Raw genomic sequence first — 14,393 nt, 5'->3', positions numbered from 1 at the left:
GACACACCAACATGCTTCGCAAAACCTCCCTGGTGCTCCTCATGGGCACCTGCAACGTTGCCTGGGCGGATGCTGCCCCGGTAGAACTGAGCGCCACCACCATCGACGGTGAACGCGACGCCGCCAGCGGCGTGCAACTGGACGAGCCGATCCGCACTGGCTCGCGCCTGGGCCTCACCGCGCGGGAAACGCCAGCCTCGGTCAGCGTCTCGGACCGCCGCCTGATCGAAGAGCGCGGCGCCAAGGACAGCCAGGACGTGATAAACGCCATGACCGGCGTCAACGCCTCGGCCAACCCGGGCTTTGGCGGCTTCGTCGCCTACCGCGGCTTCACCCAGAACCAGGTCACCCAGTTGTACAACGGCATCAACCTGGGCTACAGCAGCGCCACCCGGCCAGTGGATGCCTGGGTACTCGACCGCGTCGAACTGATCGGCGGGCCGTCGTCGTTCCTGCATGGTGCCGGTGCTGTCGGCGGCTCGATCAACTACATCACCAAGTTGGCCAGCCGCGATCAGCAGACCATCGACGGCCGTATCCGCCATGGCAGCTTCGACGACAGCGAAGTGGCGTTCGGCATCAACCAGGCACTGGCCAGCAACCCCGCCGATGCCCGCCACTTCATGCGCCTGGACTTCAGCCGCGGGCAGGGCAACGGCTACATCGACCGCAACGAACGGCACACAGACAGCCTGGCTTTTTCGTTGCTGAGCGACCTCACGCCCAAACTCACCCACACCCTGGCCCTGGAATACCAGGAAGACCGCGAAGACAGCCCTTACTGGGGCTCGCCGATCCTGCCCGGGCGCAGCACGATGAAGATCGACAACAGCCGCCGCTTCGAAAACTACAACGTCGGCGACGGCCGCTATGAGCAGCGGGTACGCTGGCTACGCTCGATCCTCGACTACCAGCTCAGCGACAGCACCAGCGTGCAGAACACGCTGTACCACTACAACGCCCAGCGCGACTACCGCAACCTCGAACGCTACAGCTACACCAGCGATGGCAAGGTACGACGCAGCAGCCCTTACCTGCAGCGCCACGACCAGAACCTGCTGGGCGACCGCATCGAGCTGCGCCACGACAACCAGTTGTTCGGCCTGGCCAGCCAGTGGTCGCTGGGGCTGGAGTACTCGCGCATGCGCCAGACCCTCTACCCCACCTCGAGCAGCTGGAGCGACGTGGTCGATGCCGAGCACTTCGCCCCCGGCAGCTTCGACGACATCCCCGGGGTGAATGCCGGCCTGACCACGCAACGCCGCCACGAGGTGACCAACCGCGCGGTGTTTGCCGAAAACCGCGTGCAACTCACCGAACGCCTGGCCCTGCTGACCGCCCTGCGCTACGACTACCTGGACATGCAGGTGACCAACTACGGCGCGGTGACGCCAACCTCGCCGGCGTTCTTCGAACGCCGCTGGGAACCGCTTTCCGGGCGTATCGGCCTGACTTATGCGCTGACCCCGTCCGCCAGCGTCTATGCGCAGTACAGTACCTCTGCCGACCTGCCGGCAGGCTCGCTGGCGGCGGCGACCTATTCCAACGTCGGGATGTTCGACCTGTCCAAGGGCGAGCAGTGGGAAGTGGGCAGCAAGTTCGACTTTCTCGACGGGCGCGGTGCGGCAACGCTGGCGCTGTACCAGATCGTGCGCAAGGACTTTGCCGTGCGCGACTCCAACGACGCCAACCTCACGGTCCAGGCAGGGCAGCAGACCTCCCGCGGTATCGAGCTGTCCGGGCGCCTGCAGGTGACGCCGAAGCTGCTGGCCGAGGCCAACTATGCCTATGTCGATGCGCAGTACGACGAGTTCAACGAGGCGGTCAACGGCGTGTCGGTGTCGCGCAAGGGCAACGCACCGGTGAACGTACCGGCCAACGTCGCCAACCTGTGGCTGACCTACAGCCTGACCCCGGCGTGGTCGGTGGGGGCAGACGGGCGCTACGTGGGCTCGGTGTATGCCGACAACGCCAACAGCCTCAAGGCCCCGGCGTACACCCTGTTCGGTGCATTCGCCCGCTACCGGCTGGATGAACACACCACGCTCACCGGTCGGGTACGCAACCTGACCGACGAGGTGTATGCCAAGCAGGCCTACAACAGCCAGTACTACATGGGGCCGCCGCGCACCTTCGAACTGGCGCTGGACATGCGCTTCTGAGCGCATGGCCTGTCTTGCATGAACATCCCGGCCTGCATTGGCTCTTGTGGGAGCGGCCTTGCGTCGCGAAAGGGCCGCAAAGCGGCCCCGGCGATGTCAGTGGCGAAGCTGCAATCGAGGGGCTGCTGCGCAGCCCTTTCGCGACACAAGGCCGCTCCTACAGTGGACCGTGCCAAGCGAACAGCTCGCGGTTGAATCAGGCATCCCGAGGTCGCCCTCGACAAAGCGTCCTCCAGCACCCGGCGATCTACTGGCAAGCACAACAATGATGGCGCTGCACGACAGCGCCACTTTCATCATGCCTGCCAATGGAACCGGAGAGCACTCGCATGCCCACACCTAACGAGGTATCCCCCGCCACCCTGCGCCGGGTGATCGCCGCCTCGGCCATCGGCAATTTCGTCGAATGGTTCGACTTCGCCGTCTACGGCTTTCTCGCAACCCTGATCGCCAGCCAGTTCTTCGCCAGCGAAGACGCCAGCGTGGCCTTGCTCAAGACCTTTGCGGTGTTCGCCGTGGCCTTCGCCCTGCGCCCGCTGGGCGGCATCGTGTTCGGCGCGCTGGGTGACCGCCTGGGGCGCAAGCGCATCCTGTCGCTGACCATCCTGCTGATGGCCGGCTCCACTACCCTCATCGGCCTGCTGCCGACCTACGCCAGCATCGGCCTGGCAGCCCCCGCGCTGCTGACCCTGGCGCGCTGCCTGCAGGGCTTTTCTGCCGGTGGCGAGTATGCCGGGGCCTGCGCCTACCTGATGGAGCACGCGCCCAACGACAAGCGCGCCTTCTATGGCAGCTTCGTGCCGGTGTCGACCTTTTCCGCCTTTGCCTGCGCGGCGGTGATCGCTTATGGCCTGGAAGCCAGCCTGTCGGCCGAGGCGATGAATGCATGGGGTTGGCGCATCCCGTTCCTGATCGCCGCGCCGTTGGGGCTGGTCGGCCTGTACCTGCGCTGGCGCATGGAAGAAACACCGGCGTTCCGCGAAGCCATCGCCCAAGGCAAGGAGCATGAACATTCGCCGCTCAAGGAAACCCTGCGCAACCATGGCCGGGCGATCCGCAACCTGGGGGCTTTCATCTCGCTGACCGCGCTGTCGTTCTACATGTTCACCACCTACTTCGCCACTTACCTGCAACTGGTCGGCAACCTGACCCGCGCGCAATCGCTGCTGGTAACCACCGTGGCCCTGCTGTTCGCCGCAGTCGGCTGCCCGCTGGCCGGAGCGTTCTCGGACCGCGTGGGGCGACGCAAGACCATCGGCTTTACCTGCCTGTGGGTGATGCTGTGCGTGTTCCCCGCGTACTGGCTGGCCAGTTCCGGCTCGATGCCCGGTGCACTGCTGGGAGTGATCCTGCTGGCAGTGGGAGCGCTGTGCAGTGGCGTGGTCACGGCGGCATTGCTGTCGGAAAGCTTCCCCACCCGCACCCGCTATACCGCTTCGGCAATTACCTACAACGTGGCCTATACACTGTTTGGCGGCACCGCGCCGCTGGTGGCGACCTGGCTGATCGGGCAGACCGGCAGCAGCCTGGCACCGGCGTTCTACCTGGTGGTGATTGCGCTGGTGGCGTTGGTGGGTGGGTTGGCGTTGCCGGAGACTTCGCGGATTTCGTTGCATGATGAGGCGGGATCGGAGAGCGCGCGGCCCGGAGCCCGTAGTACCGTTTGATATTTTGGGGGCTGCTTTGCAGCCCTTCGCGGCGGTTCGGCGTCCCGACTTGCCCGCTCCCACAGGGATTGCGCAAACCATGGGTTCAGCGACACACCTGTGGGAGCGGGCAAGTCGGGACGCCGAACCGCCGCGAAGGGCCGCAAAGCGGCCCCCGGATCTCAACCCTCCTGCACCTCTTCGCGCCGATACGCCCACTGATACAACGCAGGCAACACCAGCAAGGTCAGTGCGGTGGACGACAGAATCCCGCCAATCACAACGGTCGCCAGCGGCCTTTGCACCTCGGCCCCGGTCCCGGTAGCCAAGGCCATCGGGATGAACCCCAACGACGCCACCAGGGCCGTCATCAGCACTGGCCGCAAGCGCGTCAGCGCGCCCTCCTCGACCGCTGCCCGCAGCGTGCGCCCCTCCTCCCGCAAGCTACGGATAAAGGCGATCATCACCAGCCCGTTGAGCACCGCCACCCCTGACAAGGCAATGAACCCCACGCCAGCGGATATGGACAACGGAATGTCCCGCAACCACAGCGCCAGCACCCCGCCGGTAAGGGCGAACGGGATGCCGGTGAACACCAGCAGGCCATCCCTGAGGTTGTTGAACATCATCAGCAACAGCGCCATGACCAACAGCAAGGCCACCGGCACCACCACCTGCAGGCGCTCGGCCGCCGACTGCAGCTGCTCGAACTGGCCGCCCCAGCGGGTCCAGTAACCCGGCGGTATCTGCACCTGCTGGATCAGCGTCTGTTCTGCCTCCTCGACGAACGAGCCCAGATCACGCCCGCGCACGTTGGCACTGACCACCACCACCCGCTTGCCGTCCTCGCGGCTGACCTGGTTCGGCCCCAGCTGCAGGTTCAGCGTGGCCACCTGCGACAGCGGGATGAAGCCGATTTGCCCGGCACCCGCAGCAGCACTGGCCGGCACCGGAATCAGCAGGCTGGCCAGCCCGTCGACATCGGTGCGCAGGGTTTCCGAAAGGCGCACCACCATGTCGAAACGGCGGTCACCTTCGTACAGCGTGCCGGCCGTGCGGCCACCCACGGCAATGGCAATGGCGTCCTGCACATCGCCCACGTTCAGGCCATGGCGGGCCGCCTTGTCGCGGTCGATATCGATGGTCAGCACCGGCAGGCCGGTAGTCTGCTCGACCTTTACCTCGGACGCGCCCGGCACGCCTTGCAGGCTGCTGGCGATCTGCGCGGCTGTGCGGTTGAGCACGTCCATGTCATCACCGAACAGCTTCACCGCCACATCGCTGCGCACCCCGGAAATCAGCTCGTTGAAGCGCAGCTGGATCGGCTGCGACAGCTCGTGGTTGCTGCCCGGCACGCTGGCGGCGGCGCGTTGTACCTCGGCGATCAGCTCATCACGCGGCTTGCCCGGGTCGCCCCATTGCTCACGCGGACGCAGCATCACATAGGCGTCGGAAATGTTCGGCGGCATCGGGTCGGAGGCGATCTCGGCGGTGCCGGTGCGGGCGAACACCCGTTCCACTTCCGGCACCTGGGCGATGATCGCCTGTTCCAGGCGCTGCTGCATGTCGACCGACTGCGACAGGCTGGTGCCCGGCACGCGCAGGGCCTGCAGGGCAAAGTCGCCTTCGCTGAGGCTGGGGATGAACTCGCTGCCCATGCGGCTGGCCATCACCCCGGACAACAACACCAAGGTAGCGGCGGCAGCGAATGCCAGCTTGCGCCGGCCCAGCACCCAGGCCAGCACCGGGGCATAGCGCTGACGCGCCGTGCGCATTACCAGGCCTTCCTCTTCCTTGACCTTGCCGGTGACGAACAGGGCAATGGCCGCCGGCACGAAGGTAACCGAGAGGATCATGGCACCAAGCAGGGCGATGACCACGGTAAAGGCCATAGGGTGGAACATCTTACCCTCCACCCCGGTCAGGGCAAAGATCGGCAGGTACACCACCATGATGATCAACTGGCCGTAGATCAGCGGCCGGCGCGCCTCACGGGCGGCAGCGAACACTTCATGGAAGCGCTCGGTGCGGGTCAGCATGCGGCCATGGCGTTGCTGGGCGTGGGCCAGGCGGCGGATGGCGTTCTCCACGATCACCACCGCGCCGTCGACGATGATGCCGAAGTCCAGTGCGCCCAGGCTCATCAGGTTGGCGCTGACCTTGTTGCTGAACATGCCGGTGAAGGTAAACAGCATCGACAACGGAATGACCATGGCGGTGATCAGTGCAGCGCGGATGTTGCCCAGGAACAGGAACAACACGGCGATGACCAGGATGGCGCCCTCGACCAGGTTCTTCTTCACCGTGGCGATGGCCTTTTCCACCAGGTTGGTGCGGTCGTACACCGTCACCGCGACCACGCCCTTGGGCAGGTTGCGGTTGATCTCGACCAGCTTGGCGGCGACCGCCTGGGCCACCGTGCGGCTGTTCTCGCCAATCAGCATGAACACCGTGCCGAGCACCACTTCCCGGCCGTTTTCGGTGGCCGCGCCCGAGCGCAGCTCTTCGCCCAGGCCGACCTGGGCAACATGGCTGACGCGGATTGGCGTGCCATCGACACTGGAGATGACGATATTGGCGATGTCCTCGGCCGACGCCACCTGGCCTGGCGCGCGAATCAGCAACTGCTCGCCATTGCGCTCGATGTAGCCGGCGCCGACGTTGGCGTTGTTGCGCTCCAGCGCCGCGATCAGGTCGTTGAGGGTGAGTTTGTAGGCCGCCAGGCGCTTGGGCTCCGGCGCAATCAGGTACTGCTTGGCATGGCCGCCGATGCTGTTGACTTCGGCCACCCCGGGCACGTTGCGCAACTGCGGCTTGATGATCCAGTCCTGAATCACCCGCAAGTCGGTCGGGGTGTAGGGTGTGCCGTCCTCCTTCAGCGCGCCTTGCTCGGCTTCCACCGTCCACAGGAAGATTTCACCCAGCCCGGTGGAAATCGGCCCCATGCCCGCTTCGATGCCAGCGGGCAACTGCTCACGCGCCACTTGCAGGCGCTCGTTGACCAGTTGGCGGGCGAAGAACAGGTCGGTGCCGTCGTCGAAAATGACCGTGACCTGCGACAGGCCCGAGCGCGACAGCGAGCGGGTCTGCTTGAGCCCGGGCAGGCCGGCCATGGCGGTCTCGATGGCGAAGGTGATGCGCTGCTCGGTCTCCAGCGGCGAATAGCCGGGCGCGGCGGTATTGATCTGCACCTGGACGTTGGTGATGTCCGGTACAGCGTCGATCGGCAGTTTCTGGTAGCTGTGGATACCCACCGCGGCCATCAGGACCACGGCCAGCATCACCACCAGGCGCTGCTCGATGGCGAATTGGATCAGGCGTTCGAACATGCAGGCGTCCCCGTGATCAATGGCTATGCTCGGCCGAGCCCTTGCCCAGCTCGGACTTGAGGACAAAGCTGCCGGCAGCGGCCACCTGGGTTCCGGCGGCAAGGCCGGTGGTGATTTCCACCAGGCCGGCGTCGCGGTGGCCGGCCTTCACCGGACGGGCTTCGAAGCCTTCCTCGGTACGGGCAAACACCACGGTCTGCTCTTCCCAGGATTGCAATGCGCTTTCCGGTACCACTACGGCGGCGTTGAAGCGTTCGACGCTGACCGCGACGTTGACGAACAACCCAGGGCGCCAGGCGCCGTTGGGGTTGGCCAGCGTGGCGCGGACAGTGGCGGCACGGTTCTGCTCGCCGAGCAGGCTGCCGACGTAGTTGACCTTGCCCTCGACCCGGGCACCCAGGTCCGGCGCGCTGACCGTGACATTGCGGCCGGTGGTCACCTTGTCCAGGTCGCGCGGGGCGACGGCGAAGGTGGCCCAGACCCGGCTCAGGTCAGACAGGGTGAAGGCATTGCTGGTCTCATCGACCACCTCACCCACGGTCAGGTGCTTTTCCACCACCACTGCATCGAACGGCGCGCGCAGTTCATAGCGGTTGCCGGCGCCGGCCGGGCCCACGGCGGCGACCTTCTGCCGGGCGTTGGCCAAGGCAATCTCGGCTTCCTGCAACGCCTGGCGGGCCTGCAGGTAATCCTGCTCGGCGCTTATGCGTTCCTGCCACAGCTGCTGTTCGCGCTGGAAGGTCAGGCGCGCCAGTTCCAGGCGGCGCTGGGCAGCCTGCTGTTCGCTGCGCAGGTCGGAAATCTGCTGGCTGGCAATTACCGCCAGCACCTGACCACGCTTGACCGCCTGGCCTAGCTCGGCTTGCACCGACTCGACCACACCGGGCACGCGTGGCACGACGTGGGCGGTGCGGTCCTCGTCGAAGCGGATTTCACCCGGGAAGCTGATTGCGGTGCCCAGTTCACGAGGGCCGGCATCGGCCAGTTGCACACCGGCAGCTTCGATCTGGGCGATGGACAGGTGCAGCTTGCCCGCCTCTTCTTCGTGACCTTCGCCGGCCTGTTCCTCGCCGTGGCCATGGGTGTCTTCGCCGTGGTCGTCGTGCCGGGCTTCAGTGCTCGATGCGTTGCCGAGGTTGCCGGTCCAGGCCAGGCCACCCAGGCCAAGCGCGGCAATGGCGGCAGCCAGAAGGGCTACCTTGCGTGGATTAGTCATTGTTGCTCCTGCTGTTCAATTTGTTGCTCAGCCCATCGAGGTCGCCATAGATCCGCTCGACCTGCGCCCGCGCGTCGGTCGCCGAGGCCAGCGCCTCGAGGTACAGCCCGCGTGCCTCGATCAGCGTGCGCTGGGCGTCGAGTACATCGAGAAAGGCGAACTTGCCCATTTCGAAACCGCGTGTGGCGGTGTCCACGGCCTGCTGGGCAGAAGGCAGGATGGTGCGGTCATAGGCCTGCACTTCCTGCATGGCCGTGGTCCACTGGCTGACGGCGCTGCGGGTTTCACTGCGCAGGCGCAGCTCCACGGCGTTGCGCAGGTCACGCGCCTGGTCGGCACGGCGGGCCGCGGCCAGCACGTTGCCCTGGTTGCGGTCGAACAGCGGCAAGGGCATCGACAGGCCCACCACATTGACCCGCTCGCGGTCTTCGCGGCTGTACTGGCTGCCAAGGCTGACGGTGAGGTTGGGAATACGCAGGGCCTTTTCCGATCCCAGGGACGCTTCGCCGCGCTCGACCTGGGCGGCGGCCAGGCGCCATTCGGCCGTTTGCTCGACCTGGTCTAGCAGGGCATCGGCGCTGGGTGCATCACCGGGGGACAGGTTGGTTGCCTGCAACTGGTCGAAGCTTGCCAGCGGGCTGCCGGTCAACAGTGCCAGGGCCTGGTAGGCCACACTGCGCTGGGTTTGCGCACGGCGCACTTCAGCCTGGGCCTGGGCCAACTGCACCTGGGCCCGGGTGGCCTCAACGGGCGATGACTGGCCAGCGGTCACCCGCCCCTGCACCACTCGCAGCCCGCGCTCGGTCAACGCCTGCGATTGCTGCGCCAAATCCAGCGCGGTCTGTGCGCGCAGGGCCGCGTGGAAGGCCTGTATCACATCGGCGCGCAGGCCGTTGCGCTGGCGTTCCAGGTCCAGCTGGGCAATGGCCTGGCCAGCACCGGCCACGGCGACACGTGCGCCGCGCTTGCCGCCCAGCTCCAGCGGTTGGCTGAGGGTGACCGTGGTGGTGCTGGTGTCACGGCGGGTGTCCTCGACCTCCCAGGACAGCTCCGGGTTGGGGATCAGCCCGGCCTGGCGCCGCTCGCCATCGGCAATGCCGATTTCCCGTCCGGCTGCGGCCAGCTCCGGGTTCTGGGCAAAGGCGGCGTCTAGCGCCTGGGACAGGCTCAGGCTCTGGCTGGCCTGGGCAGTGCCGGCGCCAGTCAGCAACAGGCAGAGCAAGGCGGTCTTGCGGGGGATGGGCACGAAACAGGTCCTCGTCGGCGAGATTTGCCGAGGGACTGTAGAAAGCCGCGCTTATCGGGGCGGTGGCGGGAAAATTACAATTTTGTAATCCAGTCTGAGTTGCTGAGGGTTCGATAATCGCCCACTTTCCGGGTACAGCGGTTTAGTCCAATTGACTAAACTAACCAGGCGGTACAAAACTAGGAAGCATCCAACAACAACAAAGCGATGCCCGTCATGAAGCCCCTTATTCTCGTACTCAACGGCCCCAACCTGAACATGCTGGGCACCCGCGAGCCTGCCCAGTACGGCCACGAAACCCTCGCCGACCTGGCCCAGGGTTGTGCCGACACCGCCCATTCCCTCGGCCTGGAAATCGAATTCCGCCAAACCAACCACGAAGGCGAACTGATCGACTGGATCCACGCTGCCCGTGGCCGCTGCGCCGGCATCGTGATCAACCCCGGCGCCTGGACCCACACCTCGGTGGCCATCCGCGATGCCCTGGTGGCCGGCGAAGTGCCGGTTATCGAAGTGCACCTGTCCAACGTGCACAAGCGCGAACCGTTCCGTCACCTGTCGTTCATATCGTCCATCGCCGTCGGGGTCATCTGCGGCCTGGGCAGCCATGGCTATCGCATGGCCATCAGCCACTTTGCCGAAATGTTGCAGGAGCGCAGCGCATGAGCCAGCAAGCCATCCTCGCCGGCCTGATCGGCCGCGGCATCCAGCTGTCGCGCACCCCTGCCCTGCACGAACACGAAGGTGATGCCCAGGCGCTGCGCTACCTGTACCGGCTGATCGATGCCGACCAGCTGCAACTGGATGACAGCGCCCTGCCCAGCCTGCTCGATGCCGCCCAGCACACCGGTTTCACGGGGCTAAACATCACCTACCCGTTCAAGCAGGCGATCCTGCCGTTGCTCGACGAACTGTCGGACGAAGCCCGCGGCATCGGTGCGGTGAACACCGTGGTGCTCAAGGACGGCAAGCGGGTCGGCCACAACACCGACTGCCTGGGCTTTGCCGAAGGCTTGCGCCGTGGCCTGCCGGATGTGGCACGGCGCCAGGTAGTGCAGATGGGTGCCGGTGGCGCAGGTTCGGCCGTGGCCCATGCCCTGCTGGGTGAAGGGGTCGAGCGGCTGGTACTGTTCGAAGTGGACGTGGCCCGTGCACAGGCCCTGGTGGACAACCTGAATGCCCATTTCGGTGCCGGGCGCGCCGTGGTCGGCAACGACCTGGCCACGGCCTTGGCCGAGGCGGACGGGCTGGTCAACACCACGCCGGTGGGCATGGCCAAGCTGCCGGGCACGCCGCTGCCGGTGGAGCTGCTACATGCTCGCCTGTGGGTGGCGGAGATCATCTACTTCCCGCTGGAGACCGAACTGCTGCGCGCCGCCCGGGCATTGGGCTGCCGCACCCTGGATGGCAGCAACATGGCCGTGTTCCAGGCGGTGAAGGCGTTCGAGCTGTTCAGCGGGCGCCAGGCGGATGCGGCGCGGATGCAGGCGCACTTTGCCAGTTTCACCTGACAGACAGGTGTCGGCTTCTTCGCGGGCTTGCCCGCTCCCACAGGTGCTGCGCAAATTTCACTGATTACGCACATCCCTGTGGGAGCGGGCAAGCCCGCGAAGAGGCCGGCACAGACAACTCACCCTTTTTCATCCAGCAACGCCTGTATCACCTGCTCCTGCCCACCATAATCCCCCTCGCCAAAGTGCACATGGCGTACCTGCCCCTTGCGGTCGACAAAGTAATGTGCCGGCCAGAACTGGTTGCCCCAGGCATTCCACACCATGTAGTCGTTATCCACCGCCACCGGGTAAGCGATTCCCAGGCTGGCTACCTTGTCACGCAAGGTGCCTACATCGTGCTCGTAGTCGTACTCCGGGGTGTGCACACCGACCACCACCAAACCCTGGTCGGCATAGCGCCGCGCCCATTCGTTCACATGCGGCAGGCTGCGCCGGCAGTTGATGCAGTCCCAGGTCCAGAAGTCCACCAGCACCACCTTGCCCTTGAGCCCGGGGCCGTCCAGCGGTGCCGAGTTCAGCCACTGGCTGGCGCCGGACAGCGACGGCATGGCACCGTAGCTGTCGCGGGCCATCAGGTGCCCGCCCAGACCCAGGCCCGCCAGCGCCAGGGCAATGCCGCCAACCTTCAACAACAAGCGGCGATCAATTCTCATGGCAACCGCCGGTGGCATAGGTGCGGTACTGCACGCTCTGCTGCTGGCCCTTGGAGTCGAGGTAGTCCATGCGGGTGTTCACCAGGCCGCAGGCGTCGCTCTGGTCATCCTGTATCGACAGCACTTTCTTCACATCCAGGTGGTCACCGTAGCGGTACTGCATGACCCCGCTGTCGTCCATCGGCATGGTGGAGGCCTGGGCGGCAATGGCGCCGAAGCTGAGCACGGCAAGCAGGCTGGCACGGGCGAAGGTATTGAAGTTCATGGCATCTCTCCTGTGTAACGCTTGAGGGTGGGGAGTTGTGCTCCCCGGTCGAGAGCCATTTCACGCCGGCCAGGTATCCCGTATGTGTCGCCCGAAGCTGTGATGTGCTTCCTCCTGTGTCTGTACACCTGCCAGATACACTGCAATACAAACCCCCGCAGGCAAGCGCGAACGCGCTCGGTACACTGCGCCTATCCCCTCTTGCACAGGAACGCAGCGCATGGAACACGTCGATCACATCCTGATCGTCGACGACGACCGCGAAATCCGCGAACTGGTCGGCAACTACTTGAAGAAGAACGGCTTGCGCACCAGCATCGTCGCCGACGGCCGGCAGATGCGCGCCTTTCTCGAAGCCAACAGCGTCGACCTGATCGTCCTGGACATCATGATGCCCGGCGACGACGGCCTGCTGTTGTGCCGCGAGCTGCGCGCCGGCAAGCACCGCAACACCCCGGTGCTTATGCTGACCGCCCGCAACGACGAAACCGACCGCATCATTGGCCTGGAAATGGGCGCCGACGATTACCTGACCAAGCCGTTCTCGGCCCGCGAACTGCTGGCCCGCATCAACGCCGTGCTGCGCCGCACGCGCATGCTGCCGCCCAACCTGACCATCAGCGAAAGCAGCCGCCTGCTCGGCTTCGGCCAGTGGCGGCTGGACACCACCGCGCGCCACCTGCTCGACAGCGAAGGCACCCTGGTAGCCCTGAGCGGTGCCGAATACCGCCTGCTGCGGGTGTTTCTCGACCACCCGCAGCGGGTGCTCAGCCGTGAGCAGTTGCTCAACCTGACCCAGGGCCGCGAAGCCGACATCTTCGACCGCTCCATCGACCTGCTGGTCAGCCGCCTGCGCCAGCGCCTGGGTGACGACGCCCGCGAACCCAGCTGCATCAAGACCGTGCGCAGCGAGGGCTACGTGTTCTCGCTGCCGGTGCAACTGCTCGAGTCACCATCATGAAGTGGCCACGTACCCTGGCCTCGCGCCTGGCACTTATCTTCTTCACCGGCCTGGTGCTGGCCTACGGCCTGTCGTTCGGCCTGCAAGCGTACGAGCGCTACATCAGCAGCCGCTCGATGATGCTCAGCACCTTGGAGCAGGACGTGGCCACCTCGGTGGCCATCCTCGACCGCCTGCCCGCGGCCGAGCGCGCCGCCTGGCTGCCGCGTCTGGAGCGGCGTACCTACCGCTACCGGCTGGACCAAGGCCTGGCGGGCGAAGCCATGCCGACCAGCGACCCGCCCATGGCCGCCGACTCGATCGTCAAGGCCATTGGCGCCGACTATCGCCTTTCCTTCCAGGAAATCCCCGGCCCGAATGCGCACTTCCAGGCCCACCTGACCCTCGCCGATGGTGCTCCGCTGACCATCGACGTAACCCCGTCGCCGCTCCCGGTGGCACGTTGGCTGCCCGTGGTGCTGCTGATCCAGTTGGCCGTGCTGTTGCTGTGCACCTGGCTGGCAGTACGCCTGGCGATCGGCCCGCTGACCCGCCTGGCCCATGCGGTGGACAACCTCGACCCGGATAAGCCTGGCGTGCAGCTGGATGAAAGCGGCCCGCGCGAGGTGCGCTACGCCGCCGTGGCCTTCAACGCGCTGCAGGCGCGCATCGCTGCCTACCTCAAGGAACGCATGCAGTTGCTGGCGGCCATCTCCCACGACCTGCAAACACCGATCACGCGCATGAAACTGCGTGTAGAAGTGATGGACGAAGGAGTAGAGAAGGACAAGCTGTGGAACGACCTTGGCGAGATGGAGCATCTGGTGCGCGAAGGCGTTGCCTATGCCCGCAGCATGGATACCAGCACCGAGGCACCGTGCCGGGTCAACCTCGATGCATTTCTCGACAGCCTGGTGTTCGACTACCAGGACAGTGGCGCCCAGGTCGAGCGCCATGGCAGCAGCGGCAGCCTGCTGGAAACCCGCCCGCATGCCCTGCGCCGGGTGCTGGTGAACCTGGTGGACAATGCCCTCAAGTTTGCCGGTGCTGCCGAACTGGAGGTGTGCCGCGAGGGCGACAGCACCGTGATCCGCGTGCTCGACAACGGGCCAGGCATACCCGGCGGCGAACTGGATGAAGTGCTCAAGCCGTTCTATCGCGTGGAAGGTTCACGCAACCGCAGCACCGGCGGCACCGGGCTGGGGTTGGCGATTGCCCACCAGCTGATCCAGGCCATGGGCGGCCGACTGACCCTGAGCAACCGCGCAAGCGGTGGGCTGTGCGCGCAGATCGAGCTGAAGTAAGGCAATCTCAGGTAGGAGCGGCCTTGTGTCGCGATCGGGCCGCAAAGCGGCCCCGGCAATTCATGCGGCGAAGCTGAAAACCTGGGGCTGCTTCGCAGCCCATCGCGACACAAGGCCG

Annotated in this window: 11 protein-coding genes; 6 read left to right on the top strand and 5 right to left on the bottom strand. The window is 65.7% G+C overall.

Going from position 1 to position 14,393, the window contains the following annotated elements; translation table 11 throughout:
* Window positions 1–11 precede the first annotated feature (11 nt).
* Together M1D87_RS09925 and M1D87_RS09920 are read left to right on the top strand one after the other, a co-directional pair.
* Window positions 12–2,162, top strand: a complete 2,151-nt coding sequence (locus M1D87_RS09925) for a TonB-dependent receptor (RefSeq protein WP_123083626.1) — start codon at window positions 12–14, stop codon at window positions 2,160–2,162.
* A 329-nt stretch (window positions 2,163–2,491) separates the two neighbouring features.
* Window positions 2,492–3,829, top strand: coding sequence for an MFS transporter (locus M1D87_RS09920; protein WP_123083627.1), 1,338 nt, complete (start codon window positions 2,492–2,494; stop codon window positions 3,827–3,829).
* Window positions 3,830–3,990: 161 nt separating this feature from the next.
* Here the strand turns inward: M1D87_RS09920 and M1D87_RS09915 are convergent, their stop codons facing one another.
* From M1D87_RS09915 to M1D87_RS09905, 3 genes are read right to left on the bottom strand one after another with little or no spacing between them, the layout of a single operon-like run.
* On the bottom strand, window positions 3,991–7,137 hold the full coding sequence (locus tag M1D87_RS09915; RefSeq protein WP_054572703.1) for an efflux RND transporter permease subunit: 3,147 nt from the start codon (window positions 7,135–7,137) through the stop codon (window positions 3,991–3,993).
* Window positions 7,138–7,153: 16 nt separating this feature from the next.
* On the bottom strand, window positions 7,154–8,353 hold the full coding sequence (locus M1D87_RS09910) for an efflux RND transporter periplasmic adaptor subunit (RefSeq protein ID WP_123083629.1): 1,200 nt from the start codon (window positions 8,351–8,353) through the stop codon (window positions 7,154–7,156).
* Window positions 8,346–9,599, bottom strand: coding sequence for a TolC family protein (locus M1D87_RS09905; RefSeq protein WP_123083630.1), 1,254 nt, complete (start codon window positions 9,597–9,599; stop codon window positions 8,346–8,348). The genes M1D87_RS09910 and M1D87_RS09905 overlap by 8 nt, the downstream gene beginning before the upstream one ends.
* 216 nt (window positions 9,600–9,815) lie before the next feature.
* On the opposite strand from M1D87_RS09905, the gene aroQ reads away from it, so the two are divergent.
* On the top strand, window positions 9,816–10,265 hold the full coding sequence (gene aroQ / locus M1D87_RS09900; RefSeq protein WP_013971975.1) for a type II 3-dehydroquinate dehydratase: 450 nt from the start codon (window positions 9,816–9,818) through the stop codon (window positions 10,263–10,265).
* Window positions 10,262–11,110, top strand: a complete 849-nt coding sequence (locus M1D87_RS09895) for a shikimate dehydrogenase (protein WP_061550504.1) — start codon at window positions 10,262–10,264, stop codon at window positions 11,108–11,110. Before aroQ ends, M1D87_RS09895 begins: the two co-directional genes overlap by 4 nt.
* Before the next feature lie 119 nt (window positions 11,111–11,229).
* Here M1D87_RS09895 and M1D87_RS09890 read toward each other — a convergent pair whose 3' ends face one another.
* Together M1D87_RS09890 and M1D87_RS09885 are read right to left on the bottom strand one after the other, a co-directional pair.
* Complete coding sequence (locus M1D87_RS09890) at window positions 11,230–11,766, bottom strand: thioredoxin family protein (protein WP_232881100.1); 537 nt, start codon at window positions 11,764–11,766, stop codon at window positions 11,230–11,232.
* Complete coding sequence (locus M1D87_RS09885; RefSeq protein WP_061550505.1) at window positions 11,756–12,031, bottom strand: DUF2790 domain-containing protein; 276 nt, start codon at window positions 12,029–12,031, stop codon at window positions 11,756–11,758. The genes M1D87_RS09890 and M1D87_RS09885 overlap by 11 nt, the downstream gene beginning before the upstream one ends.
* Before the next feature lie 220 nt (window positions 12,032–12,251).
* Here M1D87_RS09885 and M1D87_RS09880 point away from each other — a divergent pair, with 220 nt between their 5' ends.
* Window positions 12,252–12,992, top strand: a complete 741-nt coding sequence (locus tag M1D87_RS09880; RefSeq protein ID WP_003250463.1) for a response regulator — start codon at window positions 12,252–12,254, stop codon at window positions 12,990–12,992.
* Window positions 12,989–14,275, top strand: coding sequence for a sensor histidine kinase (locus tag M1D87_RS09875; RefSeq protein WP_123083631.1), 1,287 nt, complete (start codon window positions 12,989–12,991; stop codon window positions 14,273–14,275). Before M1D87_RS09880 ends, M1D87_RS09875 begins: the two co-directional genes overlap by 4 nt.
* Window positions 14,276–14,393 lie beyond the last annotated feature (118 nt).

It is taken from the genome of Pseudomonas sp. SA233, assembly GCF_054792385.1.
The sequence above is the reverse complement of the archived record's forward strand: the minus strand, read 5'-3'. Positions and strand labels throughout refer to the sequence as shown.